Source organism: Pseudomonas sp. P5_109 (genome assembly GCF_034009455.1).
GTDB lineage: Bacteria > Pseudomonadota > Gammaproteobacteria > Pseudomonadales > Pseudomonadaceae > Aquipseudomonas.
Window position 1 is genome coordinate 2145907 of the sequence record NZ_CP125380.1, and the last position, 23160, is coordinate 2169066.

Sequence of the window (23160 nt, forward strand, 5' to 3'; positions counted from 1 at the left end):
TTCGTCGCTTCCTGGTATCGCTACACATCGGCTTCTCTGCCCTTGGAGAAGCCTCGCGGGATGAAGCTCGCGCCCTGTCTGTCAGTTAGCCCAAACGAATATTCAAGCTCTGAGCGTCCCCGGTCCGGGCGGCGCTGATCAGTTGTTGCCGCGATTGGCTGCTCAGCGGGTTGATCCAGCTGACCACCGTGTGGCTGCGACCCAGTCGCAAGGCTTCGCAGGTCAGTTGCTGTGCGCTCTGGGTGCCTCTTGGTTGCAGCAGCAGAATGCGTTCACGGTTGAGGCCGGCATCTCGCAACCAGGCTTGGGTCAGGCTGGCGGGCGGCGCGATCAGTGTCAGCCAGCGTGCGTCCTGGTCCTGGCTCAATTCCCTGAGGATCGGTGCCAGGAGGCTCAGGCAGTTCCCGGCTGCACCACGCAGTGACAGCTCGCTGAAAACGTCGGGTTCGGCGCTCCAGGGGGACTCGACTACGTCTTTCAGAATCGGCGCCAATGGCTGAGCCATGAACGCTTCGAACAACGGCAGTTGGGTTTGCTGTGGTGATGTCTGTGGGAACTGCATGGTGCCTCCTTTAGCGGCGAATAACGCCGACACTCAAGCCTTCGATCACCAGTTCCTGGTCTTGAAGGTTCACTTCGATAGGGGCGAACTCGGGGTTCTCGGCGATCAGCCAGACTTTGCTGCCGTCACGCTTGAAACGCTTGACGGTCACTTCGTCGCCGATTCGCGCCACCACGATCTGGCCGTTACGGGCTTCGCGGGTGGTGTGGACCGCCAGCAGGTCGCCGTCGAAAATGCCGACATCCTTCATGCTCATCCCGTGGACGCGCAGCAGGTAGTCGGCGCGCGGATGGAAGAAGGCAGGGTTGATGTTGCAGGACTCTTCGATGTGTTGCTGCGCAAGAATCGGCGCGCCGGCTGCGACCCGGCCAATGATCGGCAGGGTGGAGTCGTCGGCCTTGGCTTCGAAGCCGGGGATGCGAATGCCGCGGGAGGCGCCAGGCGTCATCTCGATTGCACCCTTGCGGGCCAGGGCCTTGAGGTGTTCTTCCGCCGCGTTGGGCGACTTGAAACCCAGTTCCTGAGCGATTTCCGCACGGGTCGGCGGGTAGCCGTTGTCTTCCAGGCAGCGTTTGATGAAGGCCAGAATCTCGGCTTGGCGTGGCGTCAGCTTTAGCATATTGATCGCTCTGTTTTTTTATACAGTGACTGGGATTATATACAGTGGAGCGGTCTTGGCAATGCTCCATTTTTCAGTGGCCGCCGGACGGTCGATCAGTCAGTGGATTGAAGCTTCGCCGTTGTGTGGTTAAATGTCTGACCGACCATTCCCGAAACGAACTGCCAGACTTGACAAGGCACAGGCTGAAACGTATGTTTCAAACAAGTGTTTGTCAGGCGGAGTAGCCATGGCCCAGTCGGAAACCGTTGAACGCATTCTTGATGCAGCCGAGCAGTTGTTCGCGGAAAAAGGTTTCGCCGAAACCTCGTTGCGCCTGATCACCAGCAAGGCGGGTGTCAATCTGGCGGCGGTGAACTATCACTTCGGTTCGAAGAAGGCGTTGATCCAGGCGGTTTTCTCGCGGTTCCTCGGACCGTTCTGCCTCAGTCTCGATAAAGAGCTGGAGCGGCGCCAGGCCAAGCCTGAAGTCAGGCCGACACTCGAAGAGTTGCTGGAAATCCTCGTCGAGCAGGCCCTGGTGGTGCAGCCGCGCAGTGGCAACGACCTGTCTATCTTCATGCGTTTGCTGGGGCTGGCGTTCAGTCAGAGCCAGGGGCATTTGCGTCGTTATCTGGAAGACATGTACGGCAAGGTGTTCCGCCGCTACATGATGCTGGTCAACGAAGCGGCGCCGCGCATTCCGCCCATCGAGCTGTTCTGGCGCGTGCACTTCATGCTCGGTGCTGCGGCGTTCAGCATGTCCGGTATCAAGGCCTTGCGCGCGATTGCTGAAACCGACTTCGGCGTGAACACCTCGATCGAGCAGGTCATGCGTCTGATGGTGCCATTCCTGGCTGCTGGCATGCGTGCCGAATCCGGTGTGACTGACCCAGCGATGGCCACGGCCCAGTTGCGTCCGCGTAGCAAATCGACACCGGTTGCCGCCAAGGTTTGACCGCTCACGGGTGGGCGCGGCAGCTGACATCCGTTAAGCTAGCCGCCCATGCCGACTCTCGTTCTGAACCCGTTCCCCATTGAACTCGCCAATCTGCCGGGCCATGCCCTTGGCGGCGAATTCGTGTGGGCCGGGTTTTCTGTTATCAAGGAATTCTTATGACTGCTGGCTTGCAAGGCTCGTTGATGGTGGATGTCGCCGGTACCTGGCTGACGGCTGAGGATCGACAATTGTTGCGCCAACCCGAAGTGGGTGGCCTGATCATCTTTGCTCGCAATATCGAGCATCCACGGCAGGTGCGCGAGCTGAGTGCGGCCATTCGCGCCATCCGTCCCGATTTGTTGCTGGCTGTGGACCAGGAGGGCGGCCGCGTGCAACGCCTGCGCCAGGGTTTCGTGCGCTTGCCCGCCATGCGCGCCATTGCCGACAACCCGAACGCTGAATACCTGGCCGAGCAGTGCGGCTGGATCATGGCCACCGAAGTGCTGGCCGTTGGCCTGGACCTGAGCTTTGCCCCGGTGCTCGACCTCGATTACCAGCGCAGCGCCGTTGTCGGCACCCGTTCGTTCGAGGGCGATCCCGAGCGTGCTGCCTTGCTCGCGGGTGCATTCATCCGCGGCATGAACAGCGCAGGCATGGCGGCCACCGGCAAGCATTTTCCTGGTCACGGCTGGGCTGAAGCGGATTCCCACGTCGCGATCCCGAATGATGAGCGCAGCCTCGACGAGATCCGCGCCAACGACCTGGTGCCATTTGCCAAGTTGAGCAAGCAGCTGGCTGCGGTCATGCCGGCCCACGTTATTTATCCACAGGTCGATTCCCAGCCGGCCGGTTTCTCCCGCCGCTGGTTGCAGGACATCCTGCGCGGCGAGTTGCAGTTCGATGGCGTGATTTTCAGTGACGACCTGTCCATGGCGGGCGCTCACGTGGTCGGCGATGCTGCCAGCCGAATTGAAGCTGCACTGACTGCCGGTTGCGACATGGGCCTGGTGTGCAACGACCGTGCGGCCGCCGAACTGGCCCTGAGCGCTGCCCAGCGTCTGAAGGTCAAGCCATCCGAGCGTATCGCGCGGATGCGCGGCCAGTCGTCCGCCGGCACCGAATACCGTCAGGACCCACGCTGGCTGGCCGCTGTCGGTGCGCTCAAAGAAGCTCAATTGATTGATTAAGGACTGTTCGTTATGACGGTTTACGCGATTATCGGTGGCACTGGCCTGACTCAACTCGAAGGCCTGAGCATTCGCCAGTCACTGGCAGTGGACACGCCGTATGGCGCACCTTCGGCCGAAGTGCAGATCGGCGAGTATGCCGGCAAGGAAGTGCTGTTCCTCGCACGTCACGGCCATCCGCATCGTTTTCCGCCGCATCAGGTCAACTACCGCGCCAACCTCTGGGCGCTGAAGCAGGCAGGTGCTGAAGCCATCCTGGCGGTCAACGCCGTGGGCGGCATCCATGCGGCCATGGGCACCGGCCATTTCTGCGTGCCGCATCAGTTGATCGACTACACCAGTGGTCGTGAGCACACCTACTTTGCCGATGACCTGGAACACGTCACCCATATCGACTTCAGCTACCCCTACAGCGAGCCGCTGCGCCAGCAGTTGATTGCGGCATTGGCGGCTGAAGGCGTGGGCTACAGCAGTCATGGCGTGTATGCCTGCACTCAAGGGCCGCGTCTGGAGACGGTTGCGGAAATCGCCCGGCTGGAGCGCGACGGCTGCGACATCGTTGGCATGACCGGCATGCCGGAAGCGGCATTGGCCCGCGAGCTGGAGCTGGATTACGCCTGTCTGGCGCTGGTGGTGAACCCGGCAGCGGGCAAGTCGACGGCAGTGATCACCATGGCCGAGATCGAGCAGGCGTTGCATGACGGCATGGGCAAGGTGAAATCGACGTTGGCGCGGGTGCTCAAGGGCTGAGTTAGCCCAGGCACCGAGTCGCTCCCTTCGCGAGCAAGCCCGCTCCCACAGTGTTTTGTGTTGCCCCCACTGTTGAGGTTAAACACAAATCAAATGTGGGAGCGGGCTTGCTCGCGAAGGGGCCGGTTCAGGCGCCGAAGATTTCAGCGCTTCTCCAGGTTCTCCGGCAGCGGCGCAAACAGTGCCTCGATATCATCGCTTTGCAGTTTCCAGTCCCCGGCCTTGCGCCCATCCAGCACGCCGGCCGCGAGGTCGGATTTTTCCTTTTGCAGGTGCTGAATCTTTTCTTCCACAGTGCCGCGCGCAATCAACTTGTAAACGAACACCGGCTTCTCCTGGCCGATGCGATACGCCCGGTCGGTCGCCTGGTTTTCCGTCGCCGGGTTCCACCATGGGTCGTAGTGAATCACCGTGTCCGCTTCGGTCAGGTTCAGGCCAACGCCGCCGGCCTTCAGGCTGATCAGAAATATCTGACGCTTGCCGCTCTGGAATTCCTTCACTGGCGTGCGGCGGTCGCGGGTCTGGCCGGTCAGTAGGGCGTAGGCCACGCCGCGTTTGTTCAGTTCGTCTTCGATCAACGACAGCATTGAGGTGAACTGCGAGAACAGCAGGATCCGCCGACCTTCTTCAAACAGCTCTTCGAGCATTTCCATCAGGCTGTCGAGCTTGCCTGATGTGCTGCCACGGCTGGGCAGGGTTGCCTCGTTGACCAGGCGCAAGTCGCAGCACACCTGGCGCAGCTTGAGCAGCGCTTCGAGAATGATGATCTGGCTGCGGGCCACGCCTTTGCGGGTGATCTCGTCGCGGACCTTCTTGTCCATGGCCAGGCGCATGGTTTCGTACACGTCGCGCTGGGCCTCGTTGAGCTCGACCCAGTGGATGATTTCGGTTTTCGGTGGCAACTCGGTGGCCACCTGTTCCTTGGTGCGGCGCAGCAGGAACGGTTTGATCCGGCCGTTGAGGTGCTGGAGCCTGACCTCGCTGGTGCGTTTTTCAATCGGCACGCGGTAATCGCGATTGAAGCTTTTGACGTCGCCGAGCCAGCCGGGCAGGAGGAAGTGAAACAGCGACCACAGCTCACCGAGGTGGTTTTCCAGCGGCGTGCCGCTCAGGCACAGGCGCTGCCGGGCATTCAGTTCGCGGGCAGCCTGGGCGGCCTTGCTGGTCGGGTTCTTGATGTATTGCGCTTCATCCAGCACCAGTATGTGCAAGGGCTGCGCCGCCAGGCGTTCGACATCCTTGGGCAGCAGGGCATAGGTGGTCAGGATCAGATCGTAGTCAGCCAGCTTGTCGAAGTGCTTTTTGCGGCCGGCACCGTATAGCGCCAGCACCTTGAGCTGCGGCGTAAAGTGCGCCGCTTCGTCGAGCCAGTTGGGGATCAGGCTGGTCGGCATCACGACCATGCACGGCCGATCGAGGCGGCCGGCGTTTTTCTCGCTGAGTACGTGGGCCAGTGTCTGCAGGGTTTTGCCCAGGCCCATGTCGTCCGCGAGAATTCCACCCACTTCCAGCTGCCGCAGCGATTGCATCCAGCTCAGGCCTTCGAGCTGATATGGCCGCAGCGTCGCATTCAGGCCTTCCGGGGCGGTGGCCGTGTGGTCCTTGATGTCGCGCAGGCGCTGGGCAAAGGTGCGGATCTGTTCGCCGCCCTCCCAGAGCAGTGGCATGTCTTCCAGTGGGTTCAGGCGCGTGGCATCGGCCTTGCTCAGGCGCAGCGTGGTGTCGCCGGGTTCCTGCAGGTAGAACTCGCCGAGGGTGGCCAGCACCGGCTTCAAGCGGCCGAAGGGCAGGGCGACTTGCAGCGGGCCGTACTCGGAGTTCGGGCGATTGGGGATGTTGACCAGGATCAACTCGTCGTCGCGGCGTCGGGCGAGGCGTTCCGGGTTGAGGATTTCGGTGTGCGAGCGCATCAGGTTGAGCAGGATCGGCAACAGGCTCAGGCGTTCGCCGTTGACGATAATCCCCAGTTCCAGATCGAACCAGTCGCGCTCTGGAGTCTGTTCGACCGTGGCGTACCAGTCGTCGACCGCCGTCAGGTCGAAACCGAATTCCTCGTCGATCTGCAATTCCCAACCCTGGGTGCGCAACTTCGGCAGTTCATTGAGGGTAAAGGTCAGCCAGGCGCTGTCATTGACCATTTCGAACAGCTCGCCGGCACTTTCCGGCAGGGCCTTGCTTTGCCGGGTGGCGATTTTGAAACCGAGGATTCGCAACTGTTCCCGGTAGGACTGTTCCACCTCAGGGTGGCGTTTTATCCGCAGTGTCTGGGTTTCCTGGCGAATCAGGATGTCGGAATTTTTCTGCCCGCTAACGTATTCGTCCAGGTAACTGAAGGACAGCGCCGCCCGATGCTGGATGTAGCGCTGCATTCGACCGTTGCGCGGCTCGAATGCGCTGAACTCGATGCTGGCCAGCCACAGGCGCGGTACCGGTTGCACATTGTCCACCAGCACTTGCGGCGGAGCTTTCGGGCTGCGGTTTTCCAGGACGGCCTGGAGTTTTTCCAGGAGTTCGGCGTCTTTGGCGGCAGCAGGGTAGTCGAGGGTTTCCTGCACTTGCAGGAGCACCGCTGCGCAATGTTTGCAGTTGCTGTGGACGGGGCAGGAGCATGTGGCGTCGACCATCAGCAGCGTGCCCTTGGCTGACTCGCGCAGGCGAATGGTCTGACGGTAAACGTTACCGCCAGAGCCTTCGCAAGCGGCGATGATCGTGGCATCGCCGGCCTCGACGATCCTGACACGATTCTCCAATGCGTAGCGGCGGCCACGCTCCAGGCTCTGTTCCTTGAATCGGCTGACCCAGGACGGTGCCAGGGGTTTGCTCAGGGTCGCGGACATGGGGAATCAGTCCGGAATTTCTTCGGGAGCTGCTCGGGGGGCGGGGGCGGTCAGTGAAGTGATCTTGATCAACAGGCCGAGGTGGCCGTTGTCGAGGAAGTTCAACTGGCCGTTCTTGGTGTGGCTTTCCTGTTTCAGGCGCTCGCTGGCGGTCACCATGCCATTGGCATCGATCTGATTGACCCAGAAATCGGCGTCAACGTCGGTAAAGCGTCCCAGTTTCATGTTCAGCGTGCCCTCGATCGGGAACTGACCATATTGTTCCTTGCCATCGCTGACCGCCACTTTGCTGGCGGCTTCACCGAGGGGCTGTTGCCAGGCCTTGTGCAGCAACACCGTATAGTCGGCGCTGGCGGTGAGTTTTTCCACTTCGCCATTCAGGCTTGGCGTACGCAGGCTATCGGGGCTGACGGGTTGGGCGCCGGCAGCCCAGTCTTCCGGCGCGGCGCGGCTGACAATCGCCGGCACCGCATTTTGACGGACCAGAATCATTTCGACCTGATACAGGTCATCGGCAAATGCCGTGGGTGCGACCAGCGCTGGAATGAGCAGGGTCAGCAAGGTCAGGGAGCGAAACAGGCGCATGCGGCGTCCTTCAAGCAGTTTTCGGAACGAGGCGCTCGAACAGCGCCTCTACAGTATTAAAGCGCTCTTCCGGGCGCTCCATCGGAACCATGAACTTGAACATCGTGGCGCCTTCGAATTTGTAGCGTTTTGGCTGGCTCTGGATCAGCTTGATCAGGGTCAGCGGGTCGACCGGCGTCTGTGCGGCGAACTCGATGCGACCGCCTTGCGGGCCGCCATCGACCTTCTTGATGCCCAGTTGCTCGGCCTGCAATTTCAACGCAGTGATGCGGATCAGGTTCTTGGTCGGTTCCGGTAACAGGCCGAAACGATCGATCATCTCCACCTGCAAATCCTTGAGGCCGTCCTCATCGGTGGCCGAGGCAATGCGCTTGTAGAGAATCAGGCGGGCGTGGACATCCGGCAGATAGTCCTCGGGAATCAACGCCGGTACGCGCAAGTTGACTTCCGGTCCGCCGCCGAGCGGTTGATCGAGGTTCGGTTGCTCGCCCTTGCGGATCGACTTCACCGCGCGCTCGAGCATCTCCATGTACAGCGTGAAGCCGACCGCCTGGATCTGCCCGCTCTGGCCATCGCCAAGCAGTTCACCGGCGCCACGGATTTCCAGGTCGTTGGTCGCGAGTACGAAGCCCGCGCCGAGGTCCTGGGTATTGGCGATCGCTTCCAGGCGCTTTTCCGCGTCCGGGGTGATTTGCTGGCGTGGTGGCGTCAGCAGGTAGGCGTAGGCCTGGTGGTGGCTGCGTCCGACCCGGCCGCGCAACTGGTGCAACTGCGCCAGGCCGAACTTGTCGGCGCGCTCGATGATGATGGTGTTGGCGCTCGGCACGTCGATACCGGTCTCGATGATGGTCGAGGCGATCAGCACGTTGAAGCGCTTGTGGTAGAAGTCGCTCATCACCTGTTCGAGATCGCGTTCGCGCATCTGCCCGTGACCGATGCCGATCCGTGCTTCCGGCACCAGCTCGGCGAGGTCGGCGGCGCATTTCTCGATGGTCTTCACATCGTTGTGCAGGTAATAGACCTGGCCGCCACGCAGCAGCTCACGCAGCAGGGCCTCTTTGACCGTGCTCTTGTTCTGCTCCATGACGAAGGTGCGTACCGACAGGCGACGGGCCGGCGGGGTGGCGATGATCGACAGATCACGCATGCCCGACACCGCCATGTTCAGTGTGCGCGGAATCGGCGTGGCGGTCAGGGTGAGGATGTCGACTTCGCTGCGCAGGGCCTTGAGCTGTTCTTTCTGACGCACACCGAAGCGGTGTTCTTCGTCGATGATCACCAGTCCGAGGTTTTTGATCTTCACGTCGTCCTGCAGCAGCTTGTGCGTGCCGATGACGATGTCGATCTTGCCCTCTGCGAGATCAGCGACCGCCGCATTCACTTCCTTGGCGGACTTGAAGCGGCTCATCACTTCCACGGTCACCGGCCAGTCGGCGAAGCGGTCGCGGAAGCTGTTGTAATGCTGCTGGGCGAGCAGGGTGGTCGGCACCAGGATCGCCACCTGGCGACCGCCGTGCACGGCAATGAACGCGGCGCGCATGGCCACTTCGGTCTTGCCGAAGCCAACGTCGCCGCACACCAGGCGGTCCATCGGCTTCGGCGCGAGCATGTCTTCGCGCACCGCTTCGATGGTGGTTTGCTGGTCCGGGGTTTCTTCGAACGGGAAACCGGCGCTGAAGGTGGCGTAGTCGGCTTTCGGATCGGCAAAGGCGTAGCCTTCACGGGCGGCACGGCGGGCATAGATGTCGAGCAACTCGGCGGCCACGTCGCGCACCTGTTCGGCGGCCTTGCGCTTGGCTTTCTGCCAGGTCTCGGAACCAAGGCGGTGCAGCGGGGCCAGGGCATCGTCGCTGCCGGTGTAGCGGGCGATCAGGTGCAGGTTGGCCACCGGCACGTAGAGCTTGGCGTTCTCGGCGTATTCCAGTGTCAGGAATTCAGCGGCCTGACTGTCGATCTCGAGGATCGTCAGGCCCAGGTAGCGGCCGACGCCGTGGTCGATGTGCACCACCGGCGCGCCTTCGCGCAACTCGGTGAGGTTCTTGATGACGGCATCGTTGTTGGCATCGGCACGTTTTTCCCGGCGCCGGCGCTGCATCACGCGCTGGCCGAACAACGGGCTTTCGGCAACCAGGGCCAGGGCCGGGTCGTCGAGCTGAAGGCCTTCATCGAGCGGGGCGATAGTGATCGCCAGGCGCTCCTTGCCGGCGACAAAGTCCGGCCAGCTGTCGACGGTTTTCGGTCGCAGCTTCAAGCGTTCCAGCAGCTCCAGCAGCACTTCGCGGCGGCCTGCCGATTCGGCGGTAAACAGCACGCGGCCGGGGAACTGGTCAAGGAACTCGGCCAGCGCCGCCAGCGGTTGCGTGGCCTTGGCTTCGATGGCCAGGTTCGGCAGCTCCCGAGCGGGGAATCGCTCGCGACCGCTACCGCTTTCCACGTCCTGTTGACTGGCCACCACACGCGGCCAGTTCTTCAGGCGCGCAAAGCAATCTTCCACCGGCAGGAACAACTCGGCGGGCGGCAATAAAGGACGGGACGGATCGACGCGGCGTTCTTCATAGCGATTGCGCACGTCGTTCCAGAAGTTTTCCGCCGCCTGTTCGATGCCCGGCAGGGAAAACACTTGTGTGTCCTGGGGCAAGTAATCGAACAGGGTCGAGGTTTCTTCGAAGAACAGCGGCAGGTAGTACTCGATGCCGGCCGGGGTAATCCCGCTGCTCAAGTCCTGGAAGATCGGGCAGCGGCGGAAGTCGACGTCAAAGCGCTCGCGGAAGCGCGCCTTGAAACGCGTGATCGCTTCCTTCTGCAGCGGGAACTCCTTGGCCGGCAACAACTTGACCGAATCGACCTTGTCGATCGAGCGCTGGTTCTCCGGGTCGAAGGTGCGCAGGGTCTCGATTTCGTCGTCGAACAGATCGATGCGATACGGCAGCTTGCTGCCCATCGGGAACAGGTCGATCAGCGAGCCGCGAACCGTGAACTCACCGTGTTCATACACCGTATCGACGTAGCGATAACCCGTGGCTTCAAGCCGGGTGCGCATTTGCTCGACGTCGAGTTTCTGGCCGATATCCAGCACCAGGCTGCTGCCGAGCAGGAATTTGGTCGGCGCGAGGCGGTGCAGGGCAGTGGTGATCGGCACCACCAGCACGCCATGACTCAGTTCCGGCAGCCGGTACAGGCTGGCGATGCGCTGGGAAATGATGTCCTGGTGCGGTGAGAACAGGTCGTAAGGCAGGGTTTCCCAGTCGGGAAAGTGCAGTACGGGCAAATCCGGGGCGAAGAAACCCAACTCCTGTTCCAGCCGTTCGGCACTTTGGCTGTCGGCAGTCAGCAGCAGGGTAAAGCGCTTGGCAGCGCTGGCAGCCTCGGCGATGGCCAGGCTCAGGGCGGCACCGGGCAGGTTGCCCCAGTGCTGTTTACCTGCCACGGCAGGGAGAAGCGGTAGACGCAGAACGGGCACGGAAGGTTGAGCTCCAAGCGTTGCGACAAAGTCGGTAATTGTAGCGGTCTACGATGCCGCCTGTCAGTTGCTGACTGCGTCTAAAGCGCTGGTTTGGCGAAATGTAGTGGTAAAGACAAAATTCGGCGGTTTTTTGCCGCGAATTACTGAATATGTAGTGACAAACACAACGAGTGTTACGGAGGGTTACGGATAAGGTGGCGCGACCTCCAAAAAATTGACTGCGCTGCAAGCCCCGGTTTTATTGGGCTGGCGCGAGGCGTAATTTTTTTGAACGACGATTTGTTACGTAAAGCACGACGGGCGCGCATTGCTACCGCTGTCACTCGGCGGCATAATGTAGCCCCTTTTTTCTGCCCCTACATGTGGAAGGTTCCCGTGACTCAGAAGCCCGACCAGTGTCTTGGTGAATGGATCGACCGTGAAGCACTCGCAGAAGCGATGATTCCGCTTATCGGTCAGCTCTACCGCAATAACAACGTGGTGAGCTCGATCTATGGCCGCAGCCTGATCAATCGTTCAGTCATTGCGATTCTCAAAGCTCACCGCTTTGCTCGTCACCGTCAGTCCGACGAAAGCGAGCTGTCCGTCCACGAAACATTCCCGCTGATCAAGGCGATGAGCGAACTCAAGCTCGGCGCCGCTTCGGTGGACCTGGGCAAGCTGGCGGCCAAATTCAAGGCCGAAGGCAATGGCCGTACTGCCGAGCAGTTCGTCCGTGAAGAACTGGCCGACGTGGTTGGCCAGCAGAACGCTTCCGCCCGCAAAGGCACCGACGTTGTCCTCTACGGCTTCGGTCGTATCGGCCGTCTGCTGGCGCGCATCCTGATCGAGAAAACCGGTGGTGGCGACGGCCTGCGCCTGCGCGCCATCGTTGTCCGCAAGGGCGCCGAGAACGACCTGGTCAAGCGTGCCAGCCTGCTGCGTCGTGACTCGGTCCATGGTCCGTTCGATGGCACCATCACCATCGATGAAGCCAACAACACCATCACCGCCAACGGCAACCTGATCCAGGTTATCTACGCCAAGAGCCCGGCCGAAGTCGACTACACCCAGTACGGCATTGAAAACGCTCTGATCGTCGACAACACCGGTGTATGGCGTGACGCCGACGGCCTGGGCCAGCACCTGGCCTGCCCGGGCGCTGCCCGCGTGATCCTCACCGCACCTGGCAAGGGCGCGCTGAAGAACATCGTGCACGGCATCAACCATGGCGATATCACCCCTGACGACAAGATCATCTCGGCGGCTTCCTGCACCACCAACGCCATCGTGCCGGTGCTCAAGGCAGTCAACGACAAGTACGGCATCGTCAACGGCCACGTCGAAACCGTTCACTCGTTCACCAACGACCAGAACCTGATCGACAACTTCCACAAGGGCAGCCGTCGTGGCCGCGCCGCGCCGCTGAACATGGTCATCACCGAGACCGGTGCCGCCACTGCAGCCGCCAAGGCACTGCCAGTGCTCAAGGGCAAGCTGACCGGCAACGCGATTCGCGTTCCTACGCCGAACGTGTCGATGGCCATCCTGAACCTGAACCTGGAAAAGGCCACCACTCGCGAAGAAATCAACGAGTACCTGCGCCAGATGGCCATGCACTCGGACCTGCACAAGCAGATCGACTACGTGAGCTCCCAGGAAGTGGTTTCCACCGACTTCGTTGGCTCGCGCCACGCAGGCGTTGTGGACGCTGAAGCGACCATCACCCAGGATAACCGCGTTGTACTGTACGTTTGGTACGACAACGAGTTCGGTTACAGCTGCCAGGTGGTTCGCGTGATGGAAGACATGGCCGGTGTAAACCCGCCAGCATTCCCGCGCTAAGTCTTTAGCTGCACATGAAACGCCCCGGCCTTGGTCGGGGCGTTTTTGTTTGTGCTGGCCTCTTCGCGGGCAAGCCTGTTCCCGCAGGGATTGTGGCGGTCACTGAAGATCAAAATTGTGGGAGCGGGCTTGCTCGCGAAAGCGCTGGATCAGTCGCCATCTCTGTTGAATGTGCCGGCCTCTTCGCGAGCAAGCCCGCTCCCACAGTTTCTATCGCATAATGGCGAACCTTCATGGTGTGTCAGGGTGTTCTTCAGGGGATGCAGGATTTGTTGATCTGGCGGATAGGGTGCTTTGTGTTGTTCGGCCTGGTGTCCGGTTGCGGCAACGAAGACGCCCTCGAAAGCTTCGGCGGTCCGACCATGGGCAGCACTTTTTCGATCAAGTATGTGCGCCATGCCGGCCTTGCGGCGCCGGACGCAGTCCGCGTTCAGGTCGAGCAGATCCTCGCTGATATTGACCGGCAAATGTCGACCTACCGCAGCGACTCGGACATCGAGCGCTTCAATGCATTGCCGGCCAACCGCTGTCAGGCAATGCCGGCGTCGATCCTCGAACTGGTCCGCGTGGGCGAGCAACTGTCAGTGCAAAGCGACGGTTCCTACGATCTGACGGTGGAGCCGTTGTTGAATCTCTGGGGGTTCGGTCCGCAGGCCCGGGAAGAGAAAGTCCCGAGCGCCGAAGCCCTCGCCGAAGTCCGCCAGCGCGTCGGTCACCAGCACTTGCGCATCGAGGGCGACCGGTTATGCAAGGACGCTGCCGTCGAGGTCGACTTCAACAGCATTGCCGCCGGTTATGTGGTGGACACGATTGCCGCACGGCTCGAGGCGATGGGCATCCACGACTATCTCGCCGAAGTCACGGGTGAGCTCAAGGCGGCCGGCAGGAAGCCTGACGGGTCGCCATGGCGCATCGCCCTGGAAGAACCGCGGGATGACCGGCAGGTGGCCGAGCGCGTCATTGTTGTCGATGGCTATGGCCTGTCCACTTCCGGCGACTACCGGAATTACTTCGAGCAGGGCGGTCGGCGCTTTTCCCACACCTTCGATGCCCGCACCGGTGCGCCGGTCTCACATGACCTGGCGTCCGTCACGGTGATTCATCCTTCAGCGTTGATGGCCGATGGCTTATCGACGCTGTTGCTGATTCTCGGCCCGGAGCGCGGTTGGGACTACGCAGAAAAACACGATATCGGCGCATTTTTTGTGATTCGTGCCGATACAGGTTTCGTCACACGCAGCAGTCACGCTTTTGAACGCCTCAGTGGTAAAAAAACCGAATGATTTCGGCGATTTGAGCATTGAAAACTGGCGTTGTAGCGCTGGCAAAAGTAGCCTACGACGCGACCAAGGGTTAATGTGCGCGGCGTTGACGCTTCTATAGACTGTGTCCGGGTTCTGCACTGGCCCCAAATTGTTCCTTCATGCCACACATTGGCGTGATTTAGCCGCAGGTGCCGAGGGTGCCGCGGCCTGTTCTGAGGAGTACGCATGGCTGTCTACAACTACGACGTGGTGGTGTTGGGTTCCGGCCCGGCGGGGGAAGGCGCGGCAATGAACGCCGCCAAGGCAGGGCGCAAGGTCGCGATGGTCGATAGCCGTCGCCAGGTCGGCGGCAACTGCACTCACTTGGGCACCATCCCGTCCAAGGCACTGCGTCACTCGGTGCGGCAGATCATGCAGTTCAACACCAACCCGATGTTCCGGGCCATTGGTGAGCCGCGCTGGTTCTCGTTCCCGGACGTGTTGAAAAGCGCCGAGAAAGTCATCTCCAAGCAAGTCGCTTCGCGTACCGGCTACTACGCGCGTAACCGCGTCGACGTGTTCTTCGGCACCGGCAGTTTCGCCGACGAGCAAACCATCGAAGTGGTCTGCGCCAACGGCGTGGTCGAAAAGCTGGTGGCCAAGCACATCATCATTGCTACCGGTTCGCGTCCTTATCGCCCGGCGGACATCGATTTCCACCACCCGCGTATCTACGATAGCGACACCATCCTCAGCCTCGGCCACACCCCGCGCAAACTCATCGTTTACGGCGCCGGCGTGATCGGTTGCGAATACGCCTCGATCTTCAGCGGTCTGGGTGTACTGGTCGAACTGGTGGACAACCGTGGCCAGTTGCTGAGTTTCCTCGACTCGGAAATTTCCCAGGCCCTGAGTTACCACTTCAGCAACAACAACATCACGGTTCGCCACAACGAAGACTACGACCGCGTCGAAGGCGTGGACAACGGTGTGATACTGCACCTCAAGTCCGGCAAGAAGATCAAGGCCGACGCCTTGCTCTGGTGCAACGGTCGTACCGGCAACACCGATCAGTTGGGTCTGGAAAACATCGGCGTGAAGGTCAACAGCCGTGGTCAGATCGAAGTCGACGAGGCGTACCGCACCTGCGTGCCGAACATCTACGGCGCCGGTGACGTGATCGGCTGGCCGAGCCTGGCCAGTGCCGCCCACGACCAGGGCCGTTCCGCCGCTGGCAGCATCGTCGATAACGGTAGCTGGCGCTTTGTGAATGATGTGCCGACCGGCATCTACACCATTCCGGAGATCAGCTCGATCGGCAAGAACGAGCAGGAACTGACCCAGGCCAAGGTGCCGTACGAAGTCGGCAAGGCGTTCTTCAAGAGCATGGCGCGCGCGCAGATCGCCGGCGAGCCGCAAGGCATGCTGAAGATCCTGTTCCACCGTGAAACCCTGGAAGTGCTGGGCGTTCACTGCTTCGGTTATCAGGCGTCGGAGATCGTGCACATCGGTCAGGCGATCATGAACCAGCCGGGCGAACTGAACACGCTGAAGTACTTCGTCAACACCACGTTCAACTACCCGACCATGGCCGAAGCCTATCGGGTAGCCGCATACGACGGCCTCAACCGGCTTTTTTGAGCGGCTCCGGCCGGTGGCCTGAGCCGGCCGGGGAGACCGATTTCAGCAATTCTCGAGCGTGGCAGTGGCCAAACCGGGAAAGTCTGTAATCAGGCTGTCAACGCCGAAGTCGGCGAGTCTGCGCATCAGCGCAGGCTCGTTGACGGTCCACACCGACACATGCAGCCCCTGACGCTGCGCTTTTTGCAGGCGTTCCGGCGTGCACAGGGTCCAGTTCAGCGCCAGAATCTCACAGCCATAGCTCGCCGCGACCTTCAGCGGGTCGAGCCAGGCGTACTCGGCCACCAGCCCGCGGGATACGTCCGGCACCAGCTCCAGCGCCGCCTTGAGCACTTCACGGGAGCTCGAGGTGATGGTCACCTTGTCCATCAGGCCATGGCGCTGCGCCATCTCGCGAATCGCCAGCACGGTGGTCGCGGCACGCATTCGTGATGCGCTCTTGACTTCCAGCTGCCAGTGATCGAAGTCGCACTTTTCGAACAGTTCTTCCAGCGTCGGGATCGGGCAGGGCTTGATCCAGCCGGGGCCGCCCTTGCGTGCGTCATAGGTCACAAGCTCGGCCGCCGTGTGCTCGACGACCTTGCCGCGACGGTCAGTGGTGCGTTTGAGGGTCGGGTCGTGGATGACCATCAGCTCGCCGTCGCTGGACAGGTGCAGGTCCAGTTCGCAACGACGTACGCCGTGCTTGAGACATTCCTGAAAGCTGGTCAGGGTGTTTTCCGGTGCTTCGCCCTTGGCGCCGCGATGGCCGTAGATGAGGGTCACGGTTCTTCCTTAATTTAATTGCCTGATTCGAGTTGTTCGCGGGCCAGGCGTCGTTCCTGGGCCTGCTTTTGCAAGATGTGGCGGGCCAACAGTTGGCGCTGGGCATCGGTCAGGTGTTCGAACTCGGTGCCAACGTCATAACCATCGCCCTTGCGGTCGCAATGGGTGACGCGGGCGCGCAGCAGCAGGCCCAGGGCTTGCGGCATCAGCACCAGCTTGACCGACAGGCGTGCGCCGGTGGCAATGGGCGAGGGATGCTGAAAGTCGATGCCGCCTTCGGAAATGATCACCGGCTGCGGTTCGCCGATCTGCCCGAGCACGGTGATGGCGATCACCTGGCTCAGCAAGTCGATGCGTTTGTTCTGGGATTTGAGGAACGCCGCGATGTTCCGGTCGCGTTCGCTGATCTGGCGCAACAGGTGTTGCGACTCGAATTCGCTCAGGTGCAGTTCGCTGAGCAAGTTGAAGAGCGGGGAAGCATCCTGCAACACTTCCTGGCCTGAGGCTTCGGTAGCGGACAGGGGCCGAATTTCCAGTGCGATCGTATCCTCGATACGGTAGTATTCGCGGCGATCTTCTTCATCTAATGTCGACATGGCGAACCCATGGTAGCGGCGGTGGTCTGAGTGTAAAGCTGGTTATCGACCCCCGCCACAAGGACGTTCCTTTTCCCTCCGAACAAGCCCCGACATGTTCAGACCTCTCTTCGTATTTATCGGCACGCGTTACACCCGTGCAAAGCGTCGCAATCATTTTGTGTCATTCATTTCCCTGACTTCGATGATCGGGCTCGCCCTTGGCGTGGTCGTGATGATCGTGGTGCTGTCGGTGATGAACGGCTTCGATCATGAGATGCGCACCCGCGTGCTGGGCATGGTGCCCCACGCGACCATCGAGTCCGGCGAGCCGATCAGCGATTGGCAAAGCCTGGCGGCCAAGGTCAAGCAGAACCCGCAGGTGACGGCGGTGGCGCCGTTTACGCAAATGCAGGGTTTGCTGACCAATAACGGCAAGGTCTCGAAAGTCCTGCTCAATGCCATCGACCCGGCGCAAGAACGCCAGGTGTCGATCATTGATCACTTCATGACCCAGGGCAAACTCGACGACCTGGTGCCGGGCGAGTTCGGCATCGTCATCGGCGACAAGGCCGCGGCCAAGCTCGGCGCCGCGATCGGCGACAAGCTGACCTTCGTCGCGCCGGAAGTCACCGTGACCCCGGCCGGGATGTTCCCGCGCATGAAGCGCTTTACCGTGGTCGGCATCTTCCATGTCGGCGCCGGTGAGCTCGATGGCTACCTGGGCGTCACCAACCTGCAGGATCTGGCCCGGCTGCACCGCTGGAAACCGGATCAGGTGCAGGGCCTGCGCCTGAAGTTCGACGATCTGTTCCAGGCGCCACGCACTGCGTGGAGCATCGCCCGCGATCTCGGCGAAGACCGCTTCTACGCCCGCGACTGGACCCGTACCCACGGCAACCTGTACCAGGCGATCCGCATGGAAAAAGCCATGATCGGCCTGTTGTTGCTGCTGATCGTCGCCGTTGCGGCATTCAACATCATTTCCACGCTGGTGATGGTGGTGAACGACAAGAAGGGCGACATCGCGATCCTGCGCACGCTGGGCGCCACGCCGGGCACGATCATGCGCACGTTCATGGTGCAAGGCACCGTCATTGGCGTAGTCGGTACCGCGATCGGTGCCGTGGTCGGGATCTTCGCCGCGCTGAATGTCAGTGCCGCGATCTCGGCCCTCGAAGGCTTGATCGGGCACAAGTTCCTCAACGCCGACGTGTACTTCATCGATTACCTGCCGTCGCAGGTGCAGAGCCAGGACGTGGTGATGGTCTGCTCCGCGGCGTTGGTCCTGAGTTTCCTCGCCACCCTGTATCCAGCCTGGCGTGCCGCGCGCACCCAGCCTGCGGAGGCGCTACGTTATGAGTGAGTCGGGCATGAGTGATAAAGCAATCTTGAGCTGCCGCAGCTTGGGCAAATCCTACGAGGAAGGCCCGGAATCGGTGGAAGTGTTGGCCGGCCTGCAACTGGAGTTGCACCCGGGTGAGCGTGTGGCGATCGTCGGCAAGTCGGGCTCGGGCAAAAGTACCTTGCTCAATCTGCTGGGCGGCCTCGATACGCCGACCACGGGCAGCGTCTGGCTCGACGGTGAAGAGCTGTCGGCGCTGAGCGAGAAGAAGCGCGGCCTGCTGCGCAATCGCGCCCTCGGCTTCGTGTACCAGTTCCACCACCTGCTGGCGGAATTCACCGCCCTGGAAAACGTCTGCATGCCGCTGCTGATCGGCAAGACCGCGATCCCGGAAGCACGCCAGCGTGCCACGGCGTTGCTGGAGCGGGTAGGGCTGGGCCATCGCCTGGAGCACAAACCGGCCGAATTGTCCGGTGGTGAGCGTCAGCGCGTGGCCATCGCCCGCGCCCTGGTGAACAATCCGGGCCTGGTGATGCTCGACGAACCGACCGGCAACCTCGATTCCCACACCGCCCAGGGCATCCAGGACTTGATGCTGGAGCTCAGCACCTCGATGCGCACGGCGTTCCTGGTGGTGACCCACGACATGAACCTGGCCCGCCAGATGGATCGCGTCCTGCACCTGCAGGAAGGTTGCCTCACGCCCATCTGATTGGCTGAAACCCGATGCCCGGAAAGGCGTCGGGTCTTTTATTTTTATACGGTGCACCAGCGAATGTTCAGACCGTTATCGATCTTTATCGGCACGCGCTATACCCGCGCCAAGCGCCGCAATCGCTTTGTCTCCTTCATCTCGATGACCTCGATGATCGGCCTCGCCCTGGGCGTGCTGGCGATGATCGTGGTGTTGTCGGTGATGAACGGCTTCCAGCGCGAAATGAGCTCGCGGATCCTCGGCATGGTGCCGCACGCCACCATCGTCGGCGTCAACCCGATTGATGACTGGAAGCCCGTAGCGGATGCCGCGATGAAAAACCCGGAAGTGACGGCGGCGGTGCCATTCACCGAGATGGAAGGCATGCTGTCCTACAAGGGCACGATGCAGCCCATCCAGGTCAGCGGTGTCGACCCGGCGCTGGAAGGCCAGGTGTCGATCGTCGCCAAGCACATCGTCCAGGGCAGTCTCGAGGCCCTGAAGCCGGGCGAATTCGGCGTGGTGATCGGCGAGATCACGGCACGCCGCTTCCGCTTGAACGTCGGCGACAAGATCACCCTGATCGTGCCGGAAGTCAGCAATGCGCCGGGGGGCATTACCCCGCGCATGCAACGACTGAACGTGGTCGGCGTGTTCAAGGTCGGTGCCGAACTGGACGGCACCATGGCGCTGATCCACATGGCCGATGCCGCGCAGATGCAGCACTGGGAACCGAACCAGGTGCAGAGCGTGCGCCTGGCGGTGAAGGACCTGTATGCCGCGCCGCAAGTGTCGAGCGACATCGCCACGGGCCTGGGCGCCGCCTACAAGGCTGACGACTGGACCCACACCCAGGGCAGCCTGTTCAGTGCGATGAAGATGGAAAAAACCATGATCGGCCTGCTGTTGCTGATGATCGTCGCAGTGGCGGCGTTCAACATCATTGCGACCCTGATCATGGTGGTGAACGACAAGGGCGCGGATATCGCGATCCTGCGCACCATCGGCGCCACACCACGGCAGATCATGGCGATCTTCGTGGTGCAGGGCACGGTGATCGGTATCGTCGGCACCTTGATTGGCGGTGTGTTGGGCGTGATTGCCGCGCTGAACGTCAGCCAGATCGTAGGCTGGATCGAGCGGGTCAGCGGGCAGCACATCTTCAGTTCCGACGTGTATTTCGTCAGCAACCTGCCGTCCGAGCTGCAAGGCGGGGACGTGGCGTTGATCTGCACGGCGGGCTTCGTCTTGAGCTTCCTGGCTACCGTTTACCCGGCATGGCGGGCGGCGAAGATCGAGCCGGCTCATGCGTTGCGCTATTCGTAAGCCGTTACACCGCTTTCGCGAGCAAGCCCGCTCCCACAAGGGAATGCATTCCAAATGTGGGAGCGGGCTTGCTCGCGAAGGGGCCGGAACTACTGGCCTCAATCTTCTTTTGGCAACTCAATCACAAACCTGGTCCACCCCTTCTCCGATTCACAATGAATCTGCCCGCCATGGGCTCGGATGATCGACTGGGTGATCGCCAGTCCCAATCCCGCATGCTCACTGCTGCCTTCACGACGTGCTGGATCGGCCCGGTAAAACCGGTCAAACAGGCGCGGCAATAGATCTCCGGCAATCTGTTGGCCCGTATTTTCAACGGTCAGACGCAACTCTTTTGGCTGATCGACGATTCGCACCCGAACCTCGCCCCCGGTCGGCGTGAACCGCAGCGCGTTGTCCAGCAGGTTCGACAACGCCCGCCGCAACATGCTGCGGTCACCTTCGATACGGGCATTGCCGTCACGACTCAGTTTTACCTGCGCGTCTTCGGCCAATGGCGCAAAGAACTCCAGCAGCAGATCCGCTTCCTCCGCCAGTTCCAGCGCTTCGCGTTTGGGAATCAGCAAGCCGTGGTCAGCCTTGGCCAGATAGAGCATGTCGTTGACCAGTTGCGCCATCCATTGCAGCTCTTCGAGGTTGCTGTGCAGCGCCTCGCGATAGTCCTCGAGGGGGCGAGGGCGGGTGAGGGTGACCTGGGTGTGGGTCAGCAGGTTCGACAGTGGCGTGCGCAGTTCATGGGCAATGTCAGCGGAGAACGCGGACAGGCGCTGAAACGAGTCGTCGAGGCGTCCGAGCATGGCGTTGAAGTTGTGGGCCATTTCCGCCAGCTCCGGCGGCATGTTTTCTTCAGGCAACCGCGAGTTCAGCGATTGCGCGGAAACACCGCTGGCCACCGCGCTGATGCGCCGCAACGGGCGCAAGCCGCTGCGTGCCGCCCAGGCGCCCAGCAGCGCGGTGGCCAGGGCGGACAGGCCGACGGTCAGCCAGATCAAATGCTGCATGCGTTGCAGGAAGTGCTGGTGGTGAGTGATATCCAGCAGCAGGGTCAGTTGCGGCGACTCGGGTTTGTCCACGAAAAGCAGCGCATTCAGTACGCGGTAATCGGTGCCTTCGTGGCTCACCGTCGACAATCCGGGCTGGCTCGGTAACGCCTGCGGAATGTTGGTCGAACTGTCGTACCGGCGCTGGCCGTCGCTGCCAGTGATGCGCAGGGACAGGTCAGCCTGCCGGCTCAGTTCTTCGGCCAGCTTCGTTTCGCTGTCACTCGACTGATAGTCGTGCAGGGCCCGGCGCAAGCCAATCAGCTTGCCGTCCAGCAGTTGCTGGTCGAGCTCAACGAAGTGCGCTTCGCTGGCGCGGCTGAACAGCACCCCGGCGAACAACGACACCACGGCGGTGCACGCCGCAAACAGCAGCGCCAGGCGGCTGCTCAAGGACAGTCGGCGCATCAGGCGGGGCGCTCTTCAAGGACGTAGCCCATGCCGCGCACGGTGTGAATCAGCTTGTTGGGGAATTCATCGTCGATTTTCAGGCGCAGGCGACGGATCGCCACCTCGATGACATTGGTGTCGCTGTCGAAATTCATGTCCCAGACCTGGGATGCAATCAGCGACTTGGGCAGGACTTCGCCCTGGCGGCGCAGGAGCATTTCCAGCAGGGCGAACTCCTTGGCGGTCAGGTCGATACGCTGGCCACTGCGTTCGACCCGGCGCCGGATCAGGTCCAGGCGCAAATCGGCCAGTTGCAGGCTGGTTTCCTGGGGCGTGGTGCTGCCGCGACGCAATAGGCTGCGGACCCGGGCCAGCAGTTCGGAAAAGGCAAATGGCTTGACCAGATAGTCATCGGCGCCCAGTTCGAGGCCGTGAACCCTGTCCTCCACGGCGTCACGGGCGGTCAGGAACAGTACAGGCGTGTCCAGGCCGGCGCTGCGTACCGCTTGCAGAATCTGCCAGCCATCACGGCCGGGCAGCATCACATCGAGAATCAGCAGGGCATAATCGCCGCTGAGGGCCAATTGCTGACCGGTGTTGCCGTCGGCCACCAGTTCCGTGTTGAACCCGGCCTCGGCCAGGCCCTGGCGCAGGTAATGGCCGGTTTTCGGTTGGTCTTCGACGATCAGCAGTTTCATGGGCGACTCTGGGCAAATGGTACGAACGCTTTATACCGTGGGCAGCGTTCATACAGGTCAACCTGACAAAGTTGTAATCTGGCTGTCAGGTTACGGGCAGTGCTGGCAGTTTAGAGTTTTACGCATGCTGAGCCTTACCTTGTTGGAGTACGACGATGTTTTTACGCAAATCCGTGACGCAAATCCTCTGTTTGCTGGCACTGAGTTCACCGGTGTGGGCGGACGCCGGGCATACCTACGATTTCGGCCAGCCAGCCCCGGCGGCCCAGGCGACCCGCAGTGTCGAGGTGGTCATGGGAGACATGTCCTTCACGCCGAAAGCCATCGATATCAAGGCCGGGGAGACCGTGCGCTTCGTGCTGGTCAATAAAGGCCAGTTGTTGCATGAGTTCAACCTGGGGGATGCGGCGATGCACGCCAGGCACCAGCAGGAAATGTTGCAGATGCAGCAGGACGGCATGCTGACGCCCACCGGCATGAAGGCCATGGACCACGGCAACATGGCCGGCATGGATCACAGTAAAATGGACCACGGCATGAAGCACGACGACCCCAACAGCGTGCTGGTGGAGCCGGGCAAGACCGGCGAGTTGACCTGGACCTTCAGCAAGGCCACCAACCTGGAATTTGCCTGCAATATCCCCGGCCATTACCAGGCCGGCATGGTTGGCAAACTGACTGTCAGTCAGTAAGCAC

19 protein-coding genes are annotated in these 23160 nt (G+C 61.4%); 10 read left to right on the top strand and 9 right to left on the bottom strand.

Features of this window, described 5'->3' with window-relative positions:
• Positions 1–85 precede the first annotated feature (85 nt).
• Together sulA and lexA are read right to left on the bottom strand one after the other, a co-directional pair.
• Positions 86–562 carry an SOS-induced cell division inhibitor SulA gene (sulA, locus tag QMK54_RS09685; protein ID WP_056721998.1) on the bottom strand — a complete coding sequence of 159 codons (477 nt, stop codon included), beginning with the start codon at positions 560–562 and terminating at the stop codon, positions 86–88.
• A gap of 10 nt (positions 563–572) precedes the next feature.
• Entirely contained in the window at positions 573–1181 is a 609-nt protein-coding gene (lexA, locus tag QMK54_RS09690; protein WP_007974043.1) for a transcriptional repressor LexA, read from the bottom strand.
• A gap of 229 nt (positions 1182–1410) precedes the next feature.
• Here lexA and QMK54_RS09695 point away from each other — a divergent pair, with 229 nt between their 5' ends.
• The 3 genes from QMK54_RS09695 to QMK54_RS09705 all read left to right on the top strand — a co-directional run bounded on the left by QMK54_RS09695 (position 1411) and on the right by QMK54_RS09705 (position 4037).
• Entirely contained in the window at positions 1411–2118 is a 708-nt protein-coding gene (locus QMK54_RS09695) for a TetR/AcrR family transcriptional regulator (protein WP_110658446.1), read from the top strand.
• 158 nt (positions 2119–2276) lie between these two features.
• The gene (gene nagZ / locus QMK54_RS09700; protein WP_223594224.1) at positions 2277–3287 is read left to right on the top strand and encodes a beta-N-acetylhexosaminidase; all 1011 of its coding nucleotides are present in this window, start codon (positions 2277–2279) and stop codon (positions 3285–3287) included.
• A gap of 12 nt (positions 3288–3299) precedes the next feature.
• Positions 3300–4037, top strand: a complete 738-nt coding sequence (locus QMK54_RS09705) for an S-methyl-5'-thioinosine phosphorylase (protein WP_007991412.1) — start codon at positions 3300–3302, stop codon at positions 4035–4037.
• Between the two features lie 143 nt (positions 4038–4180).
• On the opposite strand, the gene QMK54_RS09710 is transcribed toward QMK54_RS09705, so the two are convergent.
• From QMK54_RS09710 to mfd, 3 genes are read right to left on the bottom strand one after another with little or no spacing between them, the layout of a single operon-like run.
• Complete coding sequence (locus QMK54_RS09710) at positions 4181–6874, bottom strand: DEAD/DEAH box helicase (RefSeq protein ID WP_320402404.1); 2694 nt, start codon at positions 6872–6874, stop codon at positions 4181–4183.
• Positions 6875–6880: 6 nt separating this feature from the next.
• Positions 6881–7459 (bottom strand): CsiV family protein, encoded by a 579-nt coding sequence (locus QMK54_RS09715; RefSeq protein WP_110659758.1) that lies wholly within the window; start codon positions 7457–7459, stop codon positions 6881–6883.
• Positions 7460–7469: 10 nt separating this feature from the next.
• On the bottom strand, positions 7470–10919 hold the full coding sequence (gene mfd, locus QMK54_RS09720) for a transcription-repair coupling factor (protein WP_320402405.1): 3450 nt from the start codon (positions 10917–10919) through the stop codon (positions 7470–7472).
• 363 nt (positions 10920–11282) lie between these two features.
• On the opposite strand from mfd, the gene QMK54_RS09725 reads away from it, so the two are divergent.
• The 3 genes from QMK54_RS09725 (at position 11283) to sthA (ending at position 15631) form a co-directional block, all read left to right on the top strand.
• The gene (locus QMK54_RS09725; RefSeq protein WP_007974029.1) at positions 11283–12746 is read left to right on the top strand and encodes a glyceraldehyde-3-phosphate dehydrogenase; all 1464 of its coding nucleotides are present in this window, start codon (positions 11283–11285) and stop codon (positions 12744–12746) included.
• A 260-nt stretch (positions 12747–13006) separates the two neighbouring features.
• Positions 13007–14029, top strand: coding sequence for an FAD:protein FMN transferase (locus QMK54_RS09730; protein WP_223594227.1), 1023 nt, complete (start codon positions 13007–13009; stop codon positions 14027–14029).
• A gap of 207 nt (positions 14030–14236) precedes the next feature.
• Entirely contained in the window at positions 14237–15631 is a 1395-nt protein-coding gene (sthA, locus tag QMK54_RS09735; RefSeq protein WP_007984277.1) for a Si-specific NAD(P)(+) transhydrogenase, read from the top strand.
• A 42-nt stretch (positions 15632–15673) separates the two neighbouring features.
• On the opposite strand, the gene QMK54_RS09740 is transcribed toward sthA, so the two are convergent.
• On the bottom strand, positions 15674–16396 hold the full coding sequence (locus tag QMK54_RS09740; protein ID WP_110659754.1) for a glycerophosphodiester phosphodiesterase: 723 nt from the start codon (positions 16394–16396) through the stop codon (positions 15674–15676).
• A 14-nt stretch (positions 16397–16410) separates the two neighbouring features.
• Positions 16411–16992 carry a PilZ domain-containing protein gene (locus QMK54_RS09745; RefSeq protein ID WP_223594228.1) on the bottom strand — a complete coding sequence of 194 codons (582 nt, stop codon included), beginning with the start codon at positions 16990–16992 and terminating at the stop codon, positions 16411–16413.
• Positions 16993–17086: 94 nt separating this feature from the next.
• Here QMK54_RS09745 and QMK54_RS09750 point away from each other — a divergent pair, with 94 nt between their 5' ends.
• The 3 genes from QMK54_RS09750 to QMK54_RS09760 all read left to right on the top strand — a co-directional run bounded on the left by QMK54_RS09750 (position 17087) and on the right by QMK54_RS09760 (position 20336).
• The gene (locus QMK54_RS09750) at positions 17087–18337 is read left to right on the top strand and encodes a lipoprotein-releasing ABC transporter permease subunit (RefSeq protein ID WP_007995293.1); all 1251 of its coding nucleotides are present in this window, start codon (positions 17087–17089) and stop codon (positions 18335–18337) included.
• A gap of 7 nt (positions 18338–18344) precedes the next feature.
• Positions 18345–19028: a lipoprotein-releasing ABC transporter ATP-binding protein LolD gene (gene lolD / locus QMK54_RS09755; RefSeq protein ID WP_178120709.1), complete on the top strand. Its 684-nt coding sequence runs from the start codon at positions 18345–18347 to the stop codon at positions 19026–19028.
• A 63-nt stretch (positions 19029–19091) separates the two neighbouring features.
• Complete coding sequence (locus tag QMK54_RS09760; protein WP_110662190.1) at positions 19092–20336, top strand: lipoprotein-releasing ABC transporter permease subunit; 1245 nt, start codon at positions 19092–19094, stop codon at positions 20334–20336.
• Between the two features lie 98 nt (positions 20337–20434).
• Here QMK54_RS09760 and QMK54_RS09765 read toward each other — a convergent pair whose 3' ends face one another.
• Entirely contained in the window at positions 20435–21784 is a 1350-nt protein-coding gene (locus tag QMK54_RS09765) for a heavy metal sensor histidine kinase (protein ID WP_320402406.1), read from the bottom strand.
• A complete protein-coding gene (locus tag QMK54_RS09770; protein WP_110656698.1) occupies positions 21784–22464 on the bottom strand; it encodes a heavy metal response regulator transcription factor in 681 nt (226 codons plus the stop codon). The genes QMK54_RS09765 and QMK54_RS09770 overlap by 1 nt, the downstream gene beginning before the upstream one ends.
• Before the next feature lie 155 nt (positions 22465–22619).
• On the opposite strand from QMK54_RS09770, the gene QMK54_RS09775 reads away from it, so the two are divergent.
• Positions 22620–23156 carry a plastocyanin/azurin family copper-binding protein gene (locus QMK54_RS09775; protein ID WP_110656700.1) on the top strand — a complete coding sequence of 179 codons (537 nt, stop codon included), beginning with the start codon at positions 22620–22622 and terminating at the stop codon, positions 23154–23156.
• Positions 23157–23160 lie beyond the last annotated feature (4 nt).

Coding starts and splice junctions, on each gene's coding strand:
- sulA (WP_056721998.1), bottom strand. CDS start 562: ATGCAGTTCCCACAGACATCACCACAGCAAACCCAACTGCCGTTGTTC.
- QMK54_RS09710 (WP_320402404.1), bottom strand. CDS start 6,874: ATGTCCGCGACCCTGAGCAAACCCCTGGCACCGTCCTGGGTCAGCCGA.
- nagZ (WP_223594224.1), top strand. CDS start 2,277: ATGACTGCTGGCTTGCAAGGCTCGTTGATGGTGGATGTCGCCGGTACC.
- QMK54_RS09750 (WP_007995293.1), top strand. CDS start 17,087: ATGTTCAGACCTCTCTTCGTATTTATCGGCACGCGTTACACCCGTGCA.
- QMK54_RS09715 (WP_110659758.1), bottom strand. CDS start 7,459: ATGCGCCTGTTTCGCTCCCTGACCTTGCTGACCCTGCTCATTCCAGCG.
- QMK54_RS09730 (WP_223594227.1), top strand. CDS start 13,007: ATGCAGGATTTGTTGATCTGGCGGATAGGGTGCTTTGTGTTGTTCGGC.
- QMK54_RS09770 (WP_110656698.1), bottom strand. CDS start 22,464: ATGAAACTGCTGATCGTCGAAGACCAACCGAAAACCGGCCATTACCTG.
- lexA (WP_007974043.1), bottom strand. CDS start 1,181: ATGCTAAAGCTGACGCCACGCCAAGCCGAGATTCTGGCCTTCATCAAA.
- QMK54_RS09765 (WP_320402406.1), bottom strand. CDS start 21,784: ATGCGCCGACTGTCCTTGAGCAGCCGCCTGGCGCTGCTGTTTGCGGCG.
- QMK54_RS09775 (WP_110656700.1), top strand. CDS start 22,620: ATGTTTTTACGCAAATCCGTGACGCAAATCCTCTGTTTGCTGGCACTG.
- QMK54_RS09695 (WP_110658446.1), top strand. CDS start 1,411: ATGGCCCAGTCGGAAACCGTTGAACGCATTCTTGATGCAGCCGAGCAG.
- QMK54_RS09745 (WP_223594228.1), bottom strand. CDS start 16,992: ATGTCGACATTAGATGAAGAAGATCGCCGCGAATACTACCGTATCGAG.
- QMK54_RS09705 (WP_007991412.1), top strand. CDS start 3,300: ATGACGGTTTACGCGATTATCGGTGGCACTGGCCTGACTCAACTCGAA.
- lolD (WP_178120709.1), top strand. CDS start 18,345: ATGAGTGATAAAGCAATCTTGAGCTGCCGCAGCTTGGGCAAATCCTAC.
- QMK54_RS09725 (WP_007974029.1), top strand. CDS start 11,283: ATGTGGAAGGTTCCCGTGACTCAGAAGCCCGACCAGTGTCTTGGTGAA.
- QMK54_RS09760 (WP_110662190.1), top strand. CDS start 19,092: ATGTTCAGACCGTTATCGATCTTTATCGGCACGCGCTATACCCGCGCC.
- sthA (WP_007984277.1), top strand. CDS start 14,237: ATGGCTGTCTACAACTACGACGTGGTGGTGTTGGGTTCCGGCCCGGCG.